Raw genomic sequence first — 17,926 nt, 5'->3', positions numbered from 1 at the left:
GTGAATCCTCCGCCCCTTTCCCCCACGCCGCTGTGCGCCCCCGCGCACGCGGACGCCGAGCGGCCCGCGCACGGACGCACGGAGCGGTCCGCGGACCGGTTCGCCCGGCTGGCCGGTGAATCCCTCGTCGCCGAGGCCGAACTGACCCCCAAGCCGGGTCTGGTCGACGGTCGCGGCTCGGGCGCGCACCACGACATGGACCTCGGCCTGCTGCTGAAGTCGGCGGCATCGCTGCGCGGCTCCTTCGCGGAGATGGCCTGCGCCGCCGCCCGGCTCGGCCGGCCCACGGCCGGGCTGCGGGGTGAGCTGGCCCGTATCGGGCGACTGGCCGAGGCCCGGATGCTGACCGCCACCGGCGGGGTCAACACCCACCGCGGGGCGATCTGGGCCCTGGGTCTCCTGACGGGCGCGGCCGCCCTGACGCCGGCGCCGGAGAGGGCCGCACTGTCCTTCGCCGATGCCGGTCCCTTCGCCGACGCCCCGTCCGTCGGGGATGCCCGGCCCTTCCCCAACGCGCCGTCCGTCGGGGATGCCCGGCCCTTCCCCGACGCCCGTTCGTACACCGACGCCCTGTGCGCCACGGCCGGCGCCATCGCCGCCCACCCCGACCCGTCCGCCCCGGTCACCGGCCCCTCGAACGGCCAGCTGGCCGTTATCCGCTACGGCGGTGGCGGTGCCCGCGCCGAGGCCGTCGCCGGGTTCCCGCACGTACGCCTGGCCCTCGGCGCCCTGCGCCACGCGCGGGCCGCCGGCGCCGACGAGGCCTCCGCCCGGCTCGACGCGCTGCTCACCGTCATCGGTTCCCTGGACGACACCTGCCTCCTGCACCGGGGCGGTCCCGCCGGCCTGGCGGCCGCCCAGGAGGGCGCGCGCGCGGTGCTCACGGCCGGCGGCTGCGCGAGCGGGCCGGGCCGGGCCGCGCTCCGGCGCCTCGACGCCCGGATGGCCCGGCTCGGCCTGTCGCCCGGCGGTTCCGCCGACCTGCTCGCGGCGGCGCTCTACGCCGACGCCCTCAGCGCGACCGGCACCACGACGGGCTCCACGAACGGCTCCACCACTCTTCCCAGGAGTTGAGATGCAACAGCTCTTCTACACCTTCCCCGGCACCGTGCCGGCGGTCCGGCGCGCCCACGTCGGTGTCGTCGGGTCCGGCGACCTCGAGATCCTCGTCGAGCCCGCCGACAGCGGGATCACCGTGGCGCTGCGCACCAGCGTGGACGGCTTCGACACCATCTGGCAGGCCGTGCTGGAACGGTTCTTCGCCCGTACCGACCTGGCCGCCACGGTCCAGATCAACGATTTCGGCGCCACGCCCGGCACGGTGGCGCTGCGGCTGGCCCAGGCCATGGAGGCGACGCAGTGAACAGGGTCACCCTTCCCGACGCGTTCACCGAGCTGCCGGCCCGCGACCGGGCCCGCGCCGTCCTGGACGAGGGCACCTTCCGCGAGCTGATCGGCCCCTTCGACCGTCTCGAATCACCCCACCTGGCTCCCCAGGGCATCGTCCCGCAGGAGGACGACGGCGCCGTCGTCGCGCGCGGCACCATCGACGGCGAACGCGCCGTGGTCGTCGCACTGGACGGCAGGTTCCAGGGCGGCGGCATCGGCGAGGTGTGCGGCGCCAAGCTGGCCGGCTCCCTCGAACTGGCCGCGCGGGACTGGGAGAACGGCATCCCGATGCGCGCCGTGATCCTCCTGGAGACGGGCGGCATCCGCCTCCAGGAAGCGAACCTCGGGCTGCTCGCCATCGCCGACATCCACGCCGCGATCGTCCGGCTGCGGCAGTACACACCCGTCGTCGGCGTCGTCGCCGGCATGGTCGGCTGTTACGGCGGCATGGGCATCGCCGCCGGGCTCTGCTCCCATTTGGTGATGACCCGGCAGGGCCGGCTCGCCCTCAACGGGCCCGAGGTGGTCGAGCAGGAAGCCGGCGTCGCCGAGCTGGACTCCAAGGACCGTGCGGGCATCTGGGCGATGGCCGGCGGTGCGCAGCGCACGGCGGTGCGCCTCGCGGACACCCTGGTGGACGACGACATCGCCGCCCTGCGGACCGCCGTGCGCGCGGTCTTCACCGCCGGGCCCGCGCCAACCCCCCGCAGCGCGCGGGCCGAGGCCGCCCTCGCCCTCCTGGCCGCCGTGGACACGGCGGGCAGGCCCACCCCGCAAGACCTGCGCGACCTGGTGAACGGAGCTTCCAAGTGACCACCGACGCAACCCCGGCGCGGGACGCGCGCGCCTCCCGCGGCCGTACCTGGTTCGAGCGCCTGACCGGCGCCGCGGATGCCGGCCCGATCGGCTCCGTGCTCTCGGCGACGGCCCCGCTGGGCGGAGCCGGGGCCCGGTTCCTCGCCGTCGTGCCCGACCCCGGGGGCCGTTTCCCCCGCGCCCGTCACGGCGAGGTCGGCCTGGAGGAGGGGTGGAACCTGGCCGCCGAGATCCGCGCGGTCGTCGGCGCCGACGCGGACCTGCCGGCGGAGGCCAAGCGGCCCCTCGTCGCCGTGGTGGACGTCCCGAGTCAGGCCTACGGCTACCGCGAGGAGCTCGTCGGCATCCACCAGGCGCTCGCCGGAGCGGTCGACGCCTACGCCACCGCGCGCCTCGCCGGGCACCCCGTCGTCGCGTTCGTCGTCGGCAACGCCATCTCCGGCGCGTTCCTCTCGCACGGGCTCCAGGCCAACCGGATCGTGGCCCTGGACGACGAGGCCGTCCAGGTCCAGGTGATGAGCAAGCAGGCCACCGCACGCATCACGCGGCGCACCCTGGCCGAGCTGGACGAGGCCGCAGCGAAGGTGCCCGCCACGGCCTACGACGGCGCGTCCTTCGCCAAGCTGGGCGCCCTGCACCGTCTGCTGCCCGGGGATTCGAGCACCGAGGCGGTGCGTGCGGCTCTCGCCGAGGCCGTGGCCGACGCCCGCGGCGGCCCAAGGGACCTGTCCTCCCGTCTCGCCTCCCCGGAGGCACGGGTGGCGCGCGCCGCGTCCGTCGAGGCACGCCGCCGGCTCGCCGCGAGCTGGGAGGCCTGAGGATGGGCGGGCCGGGCCCGGTGGCCGGTGACCCCGCGCCGCACGCTCTGCTGCGGATCTCCGACCCGGCCCGGGTCCTGCCCGTCGGCCCCGCGGCCGACCGGGTCGCCCTGCGCGAGGCACTGCACCGGGCGCCCTGGGTCGTCGTACGCCGTGACCTCCGCGACCGGGAGTTCCTGCCCGTGGGCGTACGCGGCGCGACCCGCTCCCTGCGCTGGGCCGCGCGGGTGCCCCGTACCGCGGTCGCCGAAGTCCTCACCCCGGCCGACCTGCTGGACCGCGCCCGTCCGGTCGCCCGGGACCTGCCCGTCTTCCACGCCCTCGCCGCACTCCAGCGGTCGGCCCGCCCCGCCTGGGTGCGTGCCTGGGGGCCCGGCGGGAGCGCGGCCTTCGAGCTCGCGGCCGGGGTCGCCGCGGCCACCCCGGCCAGTGACCTCGACCTGGTCGCCGACACCCCCGACCCGGTCCCGCCCGCCGAGGCCGCCCGCCTCCTCGCGTTCCTGGCCCGGTTGCCGGTCCGCGTCGACCTCCAGCTCCAGACCCCGTACGGCGGCGTCGCCGCCGCCGAACTCGCGCGCGGCGAAGCCCGGGTGCTGCTGCGCACAGATCTGGGGCCCCTCCTCGTCAGCGATCCCTGGGCGGCCCCGTCCGCTCCGGAGCCCCGATGACCTGCGCCCTGCTCTTTCCCGGCCAGGGCGAGCAGCGCCCCGGCATGCTCCGCGAGCTGCCCGGCCATCCCGCGGTCGGCCGGACCCTCGACGAGATCTCCGAAGCCGTCGGCGAGGACGTCCGCGGCCTGGACACGGCCGAGGCGCTGCGCTCCAACGCCGCCACGCAGCTGGCCCTGTTCAGTGCGTCCACGGCGAGCTTCCGGGCGTTGAGCGCGCTCGGCGTGCGCCCCGACTTCGTGGCGGGCCACTCCATCGGCGCCTTCTCGGCGGCCGTCGCGTGCGGCGCCCTGAGCCTCGCCGACGCGGCCCGCGCAGTGCGGGTCCGGGGCGCCGCGATGGAGCGTGCCCATCCCGCCGGTCATGGCATGGGGGTGGTCCTCGGCCTCCCGGAGCCCGAGGTCGTCGCCATCGCGCGGGCCGTCAGCACGCCCGCCGATCCCCTCTACCCGGCCAACGTCAACGCCCCGCTGCAGATCGCCGTTTCGGGCACCGACCGGGCCGTCGACCGGGCCCTCGCGCTCGCTCTGGCCCGGGGCGCGACCAAGGCCGTTCGCCTCGCGGTGTCGGTCCCCGCCCACTGCCCGTTGATGTCGGCGCCCGAAGCCGAACTGGCCGCGCACATGGCGACGGTGGAGGTGATCCGCCCTTCGGCCCCCTACGCGGGCAACGTGGGGGGCCGCACCCTGCGTACGGCCGACGCCGTCCGGGACGATCTCGTACGGTCCATCGCCCGTCCGGTCCGCTGGCACGAGGCGACCAGCGTGCTCCGTGAACGCGGGGCCGGCCTCTTCGTCCAGGTCCTTCCCGGTGATGCGCTGGCCCGCCTGGCGGCGGCGGCCTTCCCCGAGTCCCGGGTGGCCTGCCTGCAGGCAGGCAGCCTGGAGCGCGTCAGCGAACTGGTGGCCTGGACCGGGCGCCGGACGCAGGACGGGTAGCCGCGGCTCCTGGCTCGTTCCCGGGGAATTCATGCGCGTGGCGAACCGTGTTGCGCCGGCTGCCACGTGTCGCTCCTGCACTGGACTGACGCACCACTCACCTTCAGGGAGAGCCGTATGCGTCAGCCACCGCACTTCGCCGTGTCGTCCGTCGCCGTCCTCGCCGTGTGCGCGCTCGCCGCTCTCGGTGCGGCGCCGGCGACCGGAGCGGCCGAACGGCCGGGCGCGGCCCCGGGCCCGGGGCAGGCCGCCGCTTCCGAGCCGCCGGTCACGCTCCCGTTTCCCGAGTCCCGGCAGTCCACCGTGATCGCCCCCGGGGTCACCCGGACGTCGATGGTCCTCGGCCGGACGGACGCCGACGACGTCTGGACCGTCCACGTGAACCAGCCCTCGGCCGCCGACGGCCCCTACGACCGGGCCACCGCGGCCCTCGGCCCCGAAGAGCGTGCCGACCGGTTGGCCGCGGCGCTGCGGGCCAAGGGCTTCGCACCCCGGGTGGAGCGGGTCCTCGTCCCCGCCTTCGCCGACCGCCCGGCCGGCACCCTGGGCTGGACCGTGCGGATCGGCCGGTACGCCGACCAGCCGGCGGCGACGGCCGCGCTCGCCCGGGTCCGGGCGGCCGGGTTCGCCGGGGACACCCGGTACACGGCGCAGGACGGTACGGACGCCGACGCCCTCCAGCGGGTGTTCGTGCTGCGGGTGGACTTCGAGCGGTTCACCGGCCGTCTGGACAGTGACTTCGGGCCGAGCATCGACGTCCCTGAGAAGCTGCCCGACCTGGCGGCCGCCGCGGGGGCGCTCGCGGGCGTCAACGCCCAGTGGTTCGCGGCCGGCGCGCCGCTCGGCCTCTACGTCAAGGACGGGCGGCTGCTGGGCGCCGCGACCCAGGGCCGCGGGGGCTTCAGGATCACGGGCGGCGGCCGGCACCTGGACGTCGACACGTACACCACGCGGATCACGGTCCGGGCGGGCGGCTCCACGCGGGAGATCGACGGCGTCAACCGGGTTCCCGGCGAGATCTGGAACTGCGGGGGCGTCGGCGGGGACCGGCCCACCCAGCGTCCGCAGCACGACGTCAAGTGCACCGATGAGAGCGAGCTCGTCCGCTTCACCCCGGAGTGGAGCACCCCGCCGGCCGGCGCGGGCGCCGAGGTGGTCCTGGACCGCGACGACCGGGTCACGGCGGTGCACCGCACGCGCGGGGCGAAGCCGCCCGCGGGCGGCTCCACCCTGCAGGCGATCGGCGAGAGCGCGCAGTGGCTGCTCGCGCATGCCCGCACCGGGGCCCGGCTGGGCATCACCCAGCGGGTCCTGAACGGCGCCGGGCACACCGTCCCGCTCACCGCGGACACCACGATCCTCCAGGTCGGCCCGACGCTGGTGCGGGACGGGCGGATCGCGGTGAACGCGCTCGCCGACGGCATCATCCGCGAGGGGGACGACCAGACCTTCACCTACAACTGGGTGGTGCGCGGCAACCCGCGCTCCATGATCGGCGTCGACGACCGGGGGCGGCTGCTGCTGGTCGTCGTGGACGGGCGCCGGGCCGGGTGGAGCGAGGGCCTGGGCGTGGCGGCGGCCGCGCGCCTGATGAAGTCCCTGGGTGCCCGGGAGGCGCTGAACCTCGACGGCGGAGGATCGAGCGTGATGGTCACCGCGGGCTCGGGCATCGTCAACCGCCCCTCGGATCCGACGGGTTCGAGGTCGCTCGGCAACGTCCTGCTGCTGCACGGCGCGCAGGCCGGCCGCTGAGGCCCGCGCGGCCGCCGCGTTCCCCGGCCGTCGCGTTCCCCGGCCGTCGCGTTCCCCGGCTGTCGCGTTCCCCGGCCGTCCTGTTCAGGGAGCCAGGAACTCCTGGAACACCTTCGCGGAGCGCGGGTTCTCGCGGCACTGCCACACTCCGTGCGGGCAGTAGTCGGTGATGCTGTGGTAGAGCGGGTGGTGTTCGGCCATCCATCCCAGCATGTCCCGCATGTAGTCGGGGTTGTCGCCGTTGCGGAACAGCCCCCATTCGGGGTACGAGATGCGCTTGCGGTGCGCCCTCGCGAAGTCGACCTGCTGCTGGAGTCCGTAGGGCTGGGTGACCTGCTCCTCGAAGGAGTTGCCGGGCGGCTGGTCGTAGGAGTCCATGCCGATGATGTCGACCACGTCGTCCCCGGGGTAGCACCGGGTCCAGGCGATGGCGTCGCTCCCCCGGTTGGGGGCGAAGTCGAAGCGGAACCGCTGGCCCTTGACCGTACGCATGGCGCCCACGATGCGCCGCCAGTACGCCTTCCAGTTCTCGGGGTCGGGCCGGCATCGGTGGCTGTAGTTGAAGCCGTTCATCTCCCAGCCGAGCACGATCACCGTGTCCGGCACCCCGAGGGCGACCAGCCGTTTCGCCAGCCGCTGGAAGTGGTGGTCGTGCCGGCCCCGTGCACCGGCGCGGATCAGCTCGGCGACCCGGGCGTCGGAGAAGCCTGCCTCGTTGCGTTCCTGCATGGGCACGTTCAGGACGAAGAGCCGGTCGGCTCCGGCTCTGCGCCAGCGCGCCCAGCTACGGAGGGAATCGGGCGCCCCCTCGATGTTGGCCCAGGTGTCGCCCGGCAGGTAGGTGTGTCCCGCGCGTACCTCGGTACCCCCGAGCCAGTGGGAGAGTTCCTCCATCCTGTCGACGCCGGGCGAGCCGTAGTGGAGGTAGGCGCCGACCGCGATGTCGGTCCGGGCCTCACCGCCGGAGGCGTGTCGCGGCGGCGGGGCGAGGGTGCTCCCGGTGACCAGCAGGCCGACGGCGGCCGTGCTCATACAGGCGCCTGCTACCCAGCGGCTCCTTCGGGACATGGGGCCCTCCGCACGCTCCGCGAACGATGTGTTCCGCCACGGTAGGCATCTCATCCGATTCACGGCCTGGCCGGTGCCCGATACTGCGCCGTTCGCGGCAACCGACCGCCCTCGTTCGGCCCAGCCGGGCGGCATGCCGCCGCGTCGAGGCCACGGGCGCGGCTCAGCCGCCGTCCGTCGGCAGCCAGGAGCCGTGCAGGCCCAGCGGCACCCGGACCGGGATGCGGGCGCGGGCCACGGGGCCGGAGGCCGGGTCCTGGGCCGGTAGGACCAGGAACCAGGCGGACCCGTCGGTGCGGTCGGTGGCGAAGGTCAGCCAGTAGCCGTCCTCCTCGGAATCCCGGCCCGGCACCGGCGCGAAGACGGGCTCCCCGACGGACAGGTCCCCGGCGTCCCAGACGCGGGCGGTGCCGGTCTCGGTGTCGTGGAAGCGCACGGCGTCGTACTCGCCGGGCAGCAGGTCCGTGCGGCCCGTCCCGGTGGCCAGTGCAGCGTAACGGTGGCGCCGCCCGATGCGCCGGTCGTCGATGCGGGGGAACTCCACCCGGGAGTCGTCCAGCGGGGTCCGGGCCATGGTGCCGGCCACCGGGTCGATGCGCGCCCGTACGAGTCCACCGCTCACGGGGGCCTGGGCGGGTCCCTCGTCGGCGCCGACGGTCAGCCGGCTCCACTGCACGTAGTCCAGGACCACCGGGGCGTCCGCGCCCGGGCCGTCGTCGTACGCGTTCACCGTGTGCCAGAGCCAGAACGCCTCGTCCGCGGCCCAGCGGGGCGGTGCGCCGTCGCGCGGGACGAGGACCACGCGGGTGCCGCGCTCGGGCCGCCAGGCGAGGGGCGAGCCGCCCGCCATGGCCGCGGCGAAGTCGAAGAAGGCGGGTGCGAGGACGATGACCGCGTAGCGTGCGGTCAGGGCCATGTCGTGGATCATCATCGGCTCGTCCACGCCGTCGATCGGTGTGGGCCCGCGGGTGAGCGCGCCGTCGCGGCCGATGACCGACCAGGTCAGGTACGGCGGTTCGAGGCCGTAGCAGAAGACGACCATCTCGCCGGTGACCGGATCGATCTTGGGGTGCGCGGTGATCCCGGCCGGGAGCGCGCCGTCGAAGTCCTCGCGGCCGAGCGTCCGGAGGCCCTCGCCGACCCGGTAGGGGCACGCGGATTCGGCGAGCGCCAGCAGCCGCCCGCCGTGCCGTACGACGTTGATGTCGGGCATCTCCCGGAAGGTGCCCGCGAGTTCGGGTCCGACCTGGTCGGCGTCCGGCATGATCATCGACTCCACGCCGCCCCACAGGGCCCGCCCGGCCCGCTCCTCGGCCTCCAGCGTGGCCGTGCGTACGAAGCGGTTGCGGTAGCGTGCGCGGCCCTGCGAGAGCCAGATCCCGTGCAGCATGCCGTCCCCGTCGATGGGGTACAGGTAGGAGCCGATCGGGGTGAACCGGGGATTGGGGCCGTTGCGCAGGTACAGCCCGTCCAGCTCCGGTGGGATCGCGCCGGTGACTTCGAGGTCGGCGACGTCGACCTCCTCGCTGACCGGCGCGAAGGGGCCCAGCAGGTGGGGAACCCGGGTGGGGTCGAAGCGGGGCGGTGTGTGCGTGTTCACGGAACCTCCCGGGGCGCGCCGGCTGCGGTCCTGCCTGCACCTCCAGTGAAACGCGGCCCCCAGGACGGTGCCAGACGAATAATTGCGTGGAGACGAGACGCATCGTCTTGTTATGGTGCGGCCATGGCTTCCTTTTTCTTCCTCTGAGTCCCGGCACGGCCGACGCCGCCGCTTCCGCCGCCCGTGGACCCTTCGCCTTCCCAGGGAACGTCATATGCGCGACCGCACCCCTCTTCATCGACCCGCTGCCGCCGTGGCGCAGTTGTCCGTCAAGGACGTCACCAAGTCCTACGGCACCCGGACCGTGCTCGACCAGGTCTCCTTCACCGTCCGCCCGGGCGAGAGGGCCGCCGTCATCGGCGAGAACGGCTCGGGCAAGTCCACCCTGCTGCGGCTGCTCGCCGGGGTCGAAGTGCCGGATGCCGGGGCGATCACCGTCGCGTTCCCCGGCGGCACCGGTCACCTCGCCCAGACCCTCGACCTCGGCCCCGGCCGCACCGTGCAGGACGCCGTCGACCGCGCACTGGCCGAACTGCGCGACATGGAGCGCTTGTTGCGGGCGGCGGAGGAAGGCCTCGGCGCGGCCTCGGAGGAGGAACTCACCGCGTACGGCGAACTGCTGATCGCCTACGAGGAGCGCGGCGGATACGAGGCGGACGCCCGGGTGGACGCCTCCCTGCACGGACTCGGGCTCGCCGGGATCGGCCGCGAGCGGGTACTCGGCTCGCTCTCGGGAGGCGAACGGTCGCGCCTCGCGCTCGCCTGCGTACTGGCCGCCGCGCCCGAGCTGCTGCTGCTCGACGAGCCGACCAACCATCTCGACGCGGCCGCGGTGCGGTGGCTGGAGGAGCGCCTGCGCGCGCACCGCGGCACGGTCGTCGCGGTCACCCACGACCGCGGTTTCCTGGAGCGCGTCGCCACCACGATCCTCGAGGTCGACCGCGACGCGCGCACGGTGCACCGCTACGGCGACGGCTGGGCGGGCCACCGCGCCGCGAAGGCGGCGGCCCGGCGCCGGGCGGAGCAGGAGCACACCGACTGGCTCGCGGAGGTGGCCCGTACCGAGGAACTGCTCGAAGCCGCCGGCAGGCGCCTGGCCGGCAGCGGCAAGGACCCGGGGCAGGGCTTCGGCAAGCACCGCCGCTCGCACGAGGCCAAGCTCGGCGGGCAAGTGCGGTCCGTCCGGGAGCGGCTGGCGCACCTGCGGCGCCATCCCGTGGCCGCGCCGCCCGAACCGCTGCGTTTCACGGCGCCGCCCGTCGCGGCGGGCACCGGGTCTCCTTCCGACCGTCCGCTCGCGGAGCTCGACGGCGTGGCCGTCGGCGAACGGCTGCGCCTGGACGGCCGGGTGGCCATCGCGCCCGGGCAGCGGCTCCTGGTCACGGGCGCGAACGGGGCGGGCAAGACGACGCTGCTGCGCGTCCTGGCGGGCGACCTCGAACCGGATGCGGGCACGGTGCGCCGCCCCGCCCGGATCGGGTACCTGCCGCAGGAGCTGCCGGCGCGCGCCACGAGGCTCCCGCTGCTCGCCGCCTTCGCGGCCGGGCGGCCGGGGCTGCCGCAGGAGCACGCCGAACGGCTCCTCGCGCTGGGCCTGTTCCGCGAGGGGGACCTGCACGTCCCGGTCGCCGGGCTGTCGGCCGGCCAGCAGCGGCGTCTGCAGCTCGCGAGGCTGGTGACCCGTCCCGCGGACCTCCTCGTCCTCGACGAGCCGACGAACCACGTCGCACTCGACCTGGTCGAGGACCTGGAAGAGGCCCTCGCGGTCTATCCGGGCGCGGTGGTCGCGGTCTCGCACGACCGCGACTTCGGCGAACGGTTCCAGCGGTCCGACGGGGTGCGGCTGGAGCTCCACGGCGGCAGGAGGCACTGACCCGGCCATGACCCGGCCGGGAACCCCGTTGGCCCACGACCCCCGGTGGCACTCGGCCGGTCGGGCGGTTGTCCGCCACGGCGGAGCGACCGCGTCGTTGCACCTGCATGACTGATTTCATGGTGCCCATCTCCGCCGACTGGCTCGCCCGCGTGTTCCTGTCACTGCGTCGCGGTACGTCCGACGACGCGCACGCGCTCGCGGGCGAGCTCCAGCCGTTCACCGAGAAGCCAGGCCAGCGGGTACCGGTCCCGAGGACGACGGTGCTGCGTACGGAACTCGCCCTGCGCAAGGAGATCGAGGCCACCGGTGAGCGGGCCCGGCGCGCGGAGCTGTCCGAACAGGCCGAGTACCTCGTCAGGACCCGGCTGGTCGGCTGACGGAGGTCCGACCCGCCCCTCGCCGGGGGCCGCGCCCGCCTGGCCGGGGGCGTGGCCGGCAGAGGGGCGGGCCGGCCCCGGGCGTGCGTCGGCTCAGGTGCGGGTGCCGCGGCGCCGGTCGGGGGTGAGGAGGTAGGCGATGGCCATGTCGCCGAGCTCGTCCGCGTAACGGCGCCTGTCCGCTTCGCCGGTGGCGGCGTCGGGGCGCACGGAGTTGTGGAAGCAGGCGCCGAGGAGGGCGCGGGCCGCTGTGTCGAGCGCCTCCTGCGGCGGGGTGCGGCGGATCTGGTCGGCGTACGGGGCTGCGGCCTCGAGCAGGAGACGGTGGAGTTCGGTGATGGTACGGGCCCCACGGTCCAGTGCCCTGCTGCCCCGGGTGCGCAGCAGCTCGGGGAAGAGGCTGCTGCTGTCGGCGAAGGACTGCAGCAGGGCGTGCGCGTAGGCGTCCATGACGCCGGCGAGCGAGGGCTCGGCCGTGCGCAGCCGCTCGGCCACGTACTCCTCGCGACGCTCCAGCATCCGCTCGGACAGAGCGGTGATCAGCTGTTCCTTGTCCTCGAAGCGGCGGTAGATCGTGCCGACGGACACGCCGGCGCGTTCCGCGACGCCGGCGATCGTCATCTCCTCCAGGCCGTCCGTGGAGGCGATCTCCTCGGCCGCCCGAAGGACGCGGGCCAGGGTCGCGGCGCTGCGGGCCTGCTGGGGTTCCCGGAAGGGCGCCGGGCTGCGCTGCGGCTGATCGGTCATGTCCCGCATGGTATCCGCGGCGCTCTCAGCAGGGCCTTTGACAACGGGTGCACCCCTCGGCGTACTCTCGTTATGCGAATGTGAATTCACATTCGCATTCTATCGGAGGGTTCGATCATGACCGACAACCAGACCCACCAGCAGACCCACCAGGCCGTCACCGTGACGCTCGAGACCGGTCCCGCCGGCGCCGGGAGCATCGACGACTTCGAGCTGTTCTACGCCCGCCGCGCCGTGGACCGTTTCCGGACGCTGCTGGGACGCCAGGGGCTCCTCGACCTCCTGGCCGCGGACATCGAGGCGGGCAACGCCTTCCTGCGCGAGAGCGCACTCGCCTCCGGCGGCGAGTTCACCGGGGGCACCACCGTGCTCGCGGCGAAGGGCCTGACCTCGGGCGAGTTCCTCGCCTGGATGGACAAGGCGTTCGCCGGTGACGAGCACGCCCTGCTCGCGGCCCACCCGGAGCACTACCTCATGGGCACCGACTCCATCGGTGCACGCGTGGTGGAGAACATCGGCCCTCACGTCGCCGACTTCTACATGGGCGGCTGGGGAACGGACGCTCTGGCCTGGGCCGCGGACGCGGAGGAGCTCCTCCCCGAGTCGGAGTTTCCGCGCAAGATGTCCTCGAACCTCTTCCTGGCCGACGGCACGGTCGTCGGGCGGGCGCTGATCCAGTTCGGTGACACCGCGGACGGTTTCACGGCGCACCTGACGGTCTACTTCCCCGTCACCTGCCCGGACGAGGTCCTGGACCACCACCTGCGGCACTACGCCGTCGAGTTCAGGAACTGGATCGTCGCCGCCGCGGCCGCGCGCGCCTGAGGTCCCCGGCCGTACGCCGGGTCGCGTCGGCGGCTACGGCGGCCGACGGCTGGTCCACGCCCCAGGCCGGGCCGCGGCGGCGCTCCGCGGGGCGGGCGGGCGCATCACGGCGACCCTGCCGCCACCCGCCCGGCCGGGGCCGAGGGATCCGGAGCGGCCGCGGGGGCGTCGTAGGAGGACGCGAAGGTGAAGGCGCGCGGAGACGGGCCGTTGGCGCGCAGGTCCGCCAGTCGCTCCAGGGCCTCCTCGACGGTCGGGACGTGCCCGGCGGGGATCCACCAGAGCGCCAGGTGCGCCTCCACGTGCCGCTCGAACCATTCGCGGCGCCGCCGCATCGCCTCCAGGTGCCCGCTGCGGTAGGCGAAGTCCCACAGGGCTTCCCGGGACTCCCAGACCGTCAGGTTGACGATGACGTCCTCCCCCGCCGGACGCAGATCGGTGGCGTCGCCGGCCCCCTCCGCCACGAGCCGCCACACGAAGCCGGGCGCGGCGTCGGCAGCGGCGTTCACCGAGTCGAGCATCTCGACGAACGGCGCCAGGCGCGGGTGGTCGAGGGGGTGGAGGAGGGTCGCGACGTTCAGCTGCGCGAGATGGAAGGCAGGCGGGAGGGCGGGCACGGCCGGCTGTGTGGATGCGGTCATGGCCTCATCCCAGCACGCCCGGGTTTTCTATGTCAATGTTCATTGTTTTTAGAGTTTTCCAGCACCACGCAGCACTCCCCGGGGCGGGCGTCCATGCGGGCACGGACCGGACCGTCCGCGCCGAGCATCCCCTCCAGCAGGGCGAGGTTCATGCCGCAGACCAGCGGCGGGAAACGTTCGGCGACGGCGTGGAAGGGGCAGTTGCGCATGCGGACGACCCGGGCGGCCGGGTCGTCCGGGCCGGCGGCCCCGGGCGCGCCGTCGGGCGGCCGAGCAGCTTCGAGGTGCGGTTCGTAGCCCCGGGCGGTCAGCGTCTCCACGGCCTCCTCCAGGCCGCCGCAGGGCGCCGCCGAGCCGCGCAGCTCCTCGCCCCGGCGGCGCGCCGCGGCGCGGAGTCCGACATCGAGGCCGGCCTGCTCGGCGGCCTCGGCGAGCAGTTCGGCGGCGGTGCGGTAGTCGCGGGCGGGCAGCGAAACCCCCCACTCCGCACGCGTCCGCGTGTACACCTTGGCGGGACGGCCGGCGCCCGGGCCCGAGCGGCCCGTGAGGCGGCGACTGCCGCTCTCCAGGAGGCCGACCTCGGTCAGCTTGTCCAGATGGTGCGCGGCGAGCGTCCGCGTCACCCCGGCCGCCTCCGCGGCCTCGTTGCGGCCGACCTCACGGCCCTGCGCCACCACGTACTCGTACAGGCGGCGGCGGACGGGGTCCTGCAACGCCGCGATCACATCGATGTCCTCCACCCGGCCATTCTAGGAACAACGAGGATTGGAGATAGAAGGAGAGGTGGATCCGCGGCGGACCACCTGGGCCGGAACAGGCCTGAACGGGCCCGGACCGGACGGCCGTCCTCGGCGTGACGGGGACGGCCGTCCGTCGTCGGCCGGGGACCCTACGGGCGCCAGTCGGCCTCCAGGTCATGGGAGGCGGTCTTGGTCAGCTGGGTGGGTGCGGTGCCGTCCGCGTTCACCAGGTAGAGGTGCTCCGGGTCCGCGTCGTCCCCTCCGCCCCTGGTGAAGACCAGACGGCTGCCGTCCGGGGACCAGGAGGGGCTCTTGTCATGGGCCCGGGCCGCGGTGATGCGGTGGACTCCGGTGCCGTCGGGGCGGACGACGTAGAGGTGCGCGAAGCCGGAGGAGTCCACCCGGCTGAAGGCGATCCGGCCGGCCGCCGACCAGTCGGGCGTCCAGTCGTGGGAGCTCGCGCCCGTTACCGCGGTCTCGGTCAGGGTGGACAGCCGGATCCGCATCACCCTGCTGTGCCCGCTCGCGTCCGCGCGGCTGAACGCCAGGTACTTCCCGTCCGGGGACCACGTCGGGTGGAGGTCGTCCGCCCCGGTGTGGGTGAGCCGGGTCGCGGACGTGCCGGCGACGCCCGCCACGTAGATCTCGCGCTGGGAGCCGACCGGTTTGGCGTACGCGAGCCGCTTGCCGTCCGGGGACCACGCCGGATCCGAGGCGCCCTTGGTGCCGGGGACGGCCTTGAGCTCGCCGCCCGCGGCCGTCATCGTCCATATGCCGTCGATGGCGCCGCCCGATCCGTAGCGGACGAAGGCCACGCGCGTGCCGTCCGGGGACCAACTCGGCATCACGTCGCTGATGGTCGAAGTGTGGGTGAGTTTGACGGAGGTGCCACCGCCCGGGGAGATCGCGTAGAGGTCTTCCGTCGGCGCCGACGCCGTGTAGCGGGCGAAGACGATCGTGCGGGCGCCCGCCGCGCCCGCGTCTCCCGCGGCCCCGAGGGTCAGGGGTAGCGTCATGGCCGTCACCGCGGCGGTCACCGCGGCCCAGCGGCGCCGCGCCGTGCCGTGTGCGCCGGCCCTCGGCGCCGTTCCGGCGGTTCTGCCCTCGCCCGTGTGGCGTTGCCGGCGTGTCGTGGTGTCCACTTCGCTCCCTCTCCGAGGCCCTGCTGCGACTGCGGGCCGCTCCAGCCCGTAAACATCCCACCGCCGGGGCTCCGGGGGAAGCAACGGGGCACCCGAGGGCGCCCGAAGCCCCGGCGGCGGCCCGGGGGTTGCCCGGTTCCGTGTCCACGGCCTGAACTCCGCCGGGACGAAAGTGACACGATGGACACGCCGGGCGGCTCCTCCGGCCTCTGGCAGGGCCGGCGCCGATGCGGCCGGCACGTACGGAACGAACACGAGAGGGGACAGCTGTGCCTGCTCCACGGATGAGCACCACTCCACTGCCCGGCATCGGGGTCCAGTACGACCTCCTCACCCGCGAGCACCGCCACCTGTCGGTGGTCGCGCACCGGGACGGCACGCGGAGCGTGAACGTCTACCGGGCCGACGACCCCGACGCCTGCGCCCAGTCGCTGCGCCTGACGGGGCCGGAGACGGCCTCGCTGATCGACGCGCTGATGCCCGACCATCACAGCCCGAACGTGCTGCACACCACCGATCTCGGCCTGGTGGCCGAGCGGTTCGAGCTGTCCGGGCATGCGTACTGGAACGGCCGGACGCTGGGCGAGACGCGGATGCGGACCGAGACCGGCGTGTCGATCGTGGCCGTACTGCGCCGCGCGGAGGCCCACCCGTCGCCCGCGCCGGACTTCCGCCTGGCGGGCGGGGACACCCTCATCGTCATCGGCACCCGCGAGGGCGTCGACGCGGCCGCCTCCATACTCGGACGGGAGTGACGCCGGTGCATTCCGCTCTGTTCCTCATCGAGTTCGGCGCGATCATCCTCGGCCTCGGCCTGCTCGGCCGGGTCGCAGGCCGGCTGAAGTTCTCTCCCATCCCCCTCTACCTCCTGGCCGGCCTGGCGTTCGGCACCGGCGGGCTGCTGCCCATGGGAGCGAGCGAGGAGTTCGTCGCGATCGGCGCCGAGATCGGCGTGATCCTCCTGCTGCTCATGCTCGGCCTGGAGTACACCGCCTCGGACCTGGTCTCCAACCTCAAGACCCAATACCCCGCCGGGCTGGTCGACTTCGGCCTGAACGCGGTCCCCGGCGCGGTCGCGGCCCTGCTGATGGGCTGGGGCCCGGTCGCCGCCGTCGTGCTGGCCGGGGTCACCTGGATCTCGTCCTCCGGGGTGATCGCCAAGGTCATGGGGGACCTGGGCCGGGTCGGCAACCGCGAGACCCCGGTCATCCTGTCCATCCTGGTCCTCGAAGACCTCGCGATGGCGGTCTACCTGCCGATCATCACCGCCCTCCTCGCCGGGGTCGGCCTCGCCGCCGGAAGCCTCACCCTGGCCATCGCCCTGGGAGTCGCCGGAGCGGTGCTGTTCGTCGCGGTCCGCTACGGGCGGCTGATCTCCCGCTTCGTCTCCAGTGACGACCCGGAGAAACTGCTCCTCGTCGTCCTGGGCCTGACCCTGCTCGTCGCGGGCATCGCCCAGCAGCTCCAGGTCTCGGCCGCCGTCGGCGCGTTCCTCGTCGGGATCGCCCTCTCTGGTGAGGTGGCGGAGGGCACCCACACCCTGCTGAGTCCGCTGCGCGATCTCTTCGCCGCCGTGTTCTTCGTGTTCTTCGGCCTGCACACCGACCCGGCGAGCATCCCTCCCGTGCTGCTGCCCGCGCTGGCCCTCGCCGTCGTCACGGCGGGCACGAAGATCGCCACCGGGTACTGGGCCGCGAAGCGGGCCGGGATCGGGGTCAAGGGACGCTGGCGGGCCGGCGGCACGCTCGTGGCCCGCGGCGAGTTCTCCATCGTCATCGCCGGCCTCGCCGTCACGGCCGGCATCGAGCCGGGCCTGGGCCCGCTCGCCACGGCGTACGTACTCATCCTCGTGGTGATCGGCCCGCTCACGGCCCGGTACACCCAGCCCGTGGCGGCCTGGGCCGGCAGCCGCCGCACACCGGCCGCGGCAGCCCCTTCGGCCGCGGTGCCCCTCCAGCCGGGGTCCGCGGAGGACCTCGGGGACACGGCCCGGGATCCGGCCGGCCGCGCGTGACGGTGCGGGCCGCCCCGGATGACGAACGGCCAGGCCAGTGGGGGTTCGCGTACGCCGCTACTGTGTGCCTGTCGTCGTCCGGGGATGCCCCCGGGACTGAAGGAAATGAGGGGTGGGGACATGGAGAAGACCTTCTTCGAGGAGGTGTTCCGCAGGAGAGCGCATCCGGCGCTGCGTCTGCTGGGCAACCTCGCGCTCTGTGCGGCCCAGGCCGTCTTCGTCGTCGCCGTGCTCACGCACTTCCACACCGCCTGGCGGTGGCTGGCCGTCCCGTTCGGGCTCTGGGCGATGGTGGGCGACGGCCGGGGCGCGGCCCTGGCGGTACGGGACCTCCGGCGGCGCGGCGGCGCACCGGCGCCGGCGCCGGAGTGAGCCGTTGCGGGCGGACGTGAGCGCGGGCGCCGGCCTCGCGAAAAGGCGTTGGCGGCCGGGGGCGGCCACTGGTACGTTCCCGGAGACCGTGTGAAGCATCGAGGAGGTGGTACCCGTGAACGCAGTATCGACATGGGTGCTCC

The 17,926-nt window shown here is 74.3% G+C and carries 19 protein-coding genes; 13 read left to right on the top strand and 6 right to left on the bottom strand.

From position 1 onward, the window contains the following. The 7 genes from ACWCP2_RS28240 (at position 1) to ACWCP2_RS28210 (ending at position 6,381) form a co-directional block, all read left to right on the top strand. The gene (locus tag ACWCP2_RS28240) at positions 1 to 1,074 is read left to right on the top strand and encodes a triphosphoribosyl-dephospho-CoA synthase (protein WP_450911392.1); all 1,074 of its coding nucleotides are present in this window, start codon (positions 1 to 3) and stop codon (positions 1,072 to 1,074) included. Between the two features lies 1 nt (position 1,075). After that, the gene (locus ACWCP2_RS28235) at positions 1,076 to 1,363 is read left to right on the top strand and encodes a malonate decarboxylase subunit delta (RefSeq protein ID WP_450911391.1); all 288 of its coding nucleotides are present in this window, start codon (positions 1,076 to 1,078) and stop codon (positions 1,361 to 1,363) included. Then, positions 1,360 to 2,202, top strand: coding sequence for a biotin-independent malonate decarboxylase subunit beta (locus ACWCP2_RS28230; protein WP_450911390.1), 843 nt, complete (start codon positions 1,360 to 1,362; stop codon positions 2,200 to 2,202). Before ACWCP2_RS28235 ends, ACWCP2_RS28230 begins: the two co-directional genes overlap by 4 nt. Continuing rightward, positions 2,199 to 3,023, top strand: coding sequence for a biotin-independent malonate decarboxylase subunit gamma (gene mdcE / locus ACWCP2_RS28225; RefSeq protein ID WP_450911389.1), 825 nt, complete (start codon positions 2,199 to 2,201; stop codon positions 3,021 to 3,023). The genes ACWCP2_RS28230 and mdcE overlap by 4 nt, the downstream gene beginning before the upstream one ends. A 2-nt stretch (positions 3,024 to 3,025) precedes the next feature. Then, positions 3,026 to 3,691 (top strand): malonate decarboxylase holo-ACP synthase, encoded by a 666-nt coding sequence (locus ACWCP2_RS28220; RefSeq protein WP_450911388.1) that lies wholly within the window; start codon positions 3,026 to 3,028, stop codon positions 3,689 to 3,691. Continuing rightward, complete coding sequence (locus ACWCP2_RS28215; RefSeq protein ID WP_450911387.1) at positions 3,688 to 4,629, top strand: ACP S-malonyltransferase; 942 nt, start codon at positions 3,688 to 3,690, stop codon at positions 4,627 to 4,629. Before ACWCP2_RS28220 ends, ACWCP2_RS28215 begins: the two co-directional genes overlap by 4 nt. Before the next feature lie 117 nt (positions 4,630 to 4,746). Beyond that, positions 4,747 to 6,381: a phosphodiester glycosidase family protein gene (locus ACWCP2_RS28210; protein WP_450911386.1), complete on the top strand. Its 1,635-nt coding sequence runs from the start codon at positions 4,747 to 4,749 to the stop codon at positions 6,379 to 6,381. Positions 6,382 to 6,465: 84 nt separating this feature from the next. Here the strand turns inward: ACWCP2_RS28210 and ACWCP2_RS28205 are convergent, their stop codons facing one another. After that, positions 6,466 to 7,413 carry a glycoside hydrolase family 26 protein gene (locus ACWCP2_RS28205; protein WP_450911385.1) on the bottom strand — a complete coding sequence of 316 codons (948 nt, stop codon included), beginning with the start codon at positions 7,411 to 7,413 and terminating at the stop codon, positions 6,466 to 6,468. Positions 7,414 to 7,612: 199 nt separating this feature from the next. Further along, positions 7,613 to 9,049: a carotenoid oxygenase family protein gene (locus ACWCP2_RS28200; RefSeq protein WP_450911384.1), complete on the bottom strand. Its 1,437-nt coding sequence runs from the start codon at positions 9,047 to 9,049 to the stop codon at positions 7,613 to 7,615. A gap of 214 nt (positions 9,050 to 9,263) precedes the next feature. Between ACWCP2_RS28200 and ACWCP2_RS28195 the strand changes: the two genes are divergently transcribed. Both ACWCP2_RS28195 and ACWCP2_RS28190 read left to right on the top strand, forming a co-directional pair. Further along, positions 9,264 to 10,922 carry an ABC-F family ATP-binding cassette domain-containing protein gene (locus ACWCP2_RS28195; protein ID WP_450911383.1) on the top strand — a complete coding sequence of 553 codons (1,659 nt, stop codon included), beginning with the start codon at positions 9,264 to 9,266 and terminating at the stop codon, positions 10,920 to 10,922. Between the two features lie 107 nt (positions 10,923 to 11,029). Further along, the gene (locus ACWCP2_RS28190) at positions 11,030 to 11,302 is read left to right on the top strand and encodes a hypothetical protein (RefSeq protein ID WP_450911382.1); all 273 of its coding nucleotides are present in this window, start codon (positions 11,030 to 11,032) and stop codon (positions 11,300 to 11,302) included. A gap of 93 nt (positions 11,303 to 11,395) precedes the next feature. Here ACWCP2_RS28190 and ACWCP2_RS28185 read toward each other — a convergent pair whose 3' ends face one another. Next, positions 11,396 to 12,049, bottom strand: coding sequence for a TetR/AcrR family transcriptional regulator (locus ACWCP2_RS28185; protein ID WP_450911381.1), 654 nt, complete (start codon positions 12,047 to 12,049; stop codon positions 11,396 to 11,398). A 117-nt stretch (positions 12,050 to 12,166) separates the two neighbouring features. Between ACWCP2_RS28185 and ACWCP2_RS28180 the strand changes: the two genes are divergently transcribed. Continuing rightward, entirely contained in the window at positions 12,167 to 12,874 is a 708-nt protein-coding gene (locus tag ACWCP2_RS28180) for a hypothetical protein (protein WP_450911380.1), read from the top strand. 104 nt (positions 12,875 to 12,978) lie between these two features. On the opposite strand, the gene ACWCP2_RS28175 is transcribed toward ACWCP2_RS28180, so the two are convergent. From ACWCP2_RS28175 to ACWCP2_RS28165, 3 genes are all read right to left on the bottom strand, one after another. Continuing rightward, positions 12,979 to 13,515 (bottom strand): DUF3291 domain-containing protein, encoded by a 537-nt coding sequence (locus ACWCP2_RS28175; protein ID WP_450911379.1) that lies wholly within the window; start codon positions 13,513 to 13,515, stop codon positions 12,979 to 12,981. 32 nt (positions 13,516 to 13,547) lie between these two features. Then, a complete protein-coding gene (locus ACWCP2_RS28170; RefSeq protein WP_450911378.1) occupies positions 13,548 to 14,255 on the bottom strand; it encodes a helix-turn-helix transcriptional regulator in 708 nt (235 codons plus the stop codon). A gap of 149 nt (positions 14,256 to 14,404) precedes the next feature. Continuing rightward, positions 14,405 to 15,271 (bottom strand): hypothetical protein, encoded by an 867-nt coding sequence (locus ACWCP2_RS28165; protein WP_450911377.1) that lies wholly within the window; start codon positions 15,269 to 15,271, stop codon positions 14,405 to 14,407. Between the two features lie 410 nt (positions 15,272 to 15,681). Between ACWCP2_RS28165 and ACWCP2_RS28160 the strand changes: the two genes are divergently transcribed. The 3 genes from ACWCP2_RS28160 to ACWCP2_RS28150 all read left to right on the top strand — a co-directional run bounded on the left by ACWCP2_RS28160 (position 15,682) and on the right by ACWCP2_RS28150 (position 17,783). Further along, positions 15,682 to 16,152: a cation:proton antiporter regulatory subunit gene (locus ACWCP2_RS28160; RefSeq protein ID WP_450911376.1), complete on the top strand. Its 471-nt coding sequence runs from the start codon at positions 15,682 to 15,684 to the stop codon at positions 16,150 to 16,152. Positions 16,153 to 16,157: 5 nt separating this feature from the next. After that, the gene (locus tag ACWCP2_RS28155; protein WP_450911375.1) at positions 16,158 to 17,411 is read left to right on the top strand and encodes a cation:proton antiporter; all 1,254 of its coding nucleotides are present in this window, start codon (positions 16,158 to 16,160) and stop codon (positions 17,409 to 17,411) included. Between the two features lie 120 nt (positions 17,412 to 17,531). Continuing rightward, on the top strand, positions 17,532 to 17,783 hold the full coding sequence (locus tag ACWCP2_RS28150) for a hypothetical protein (RefSeq protein ID WP_450911374.1): 252 nt from the start codon (positions 17,532 to 17,534) through the stop codon (positions 17,781 to 17,783). Positions 17,784 to 17,926: the final 143 nt, after the last annotated feature.

This window comes from Streptomyces sp. NPDC002104, from assembly GCF_053593795.1.
This window is presented reverse-complemented; position numbering and strand designations above follow the sequence as displayed.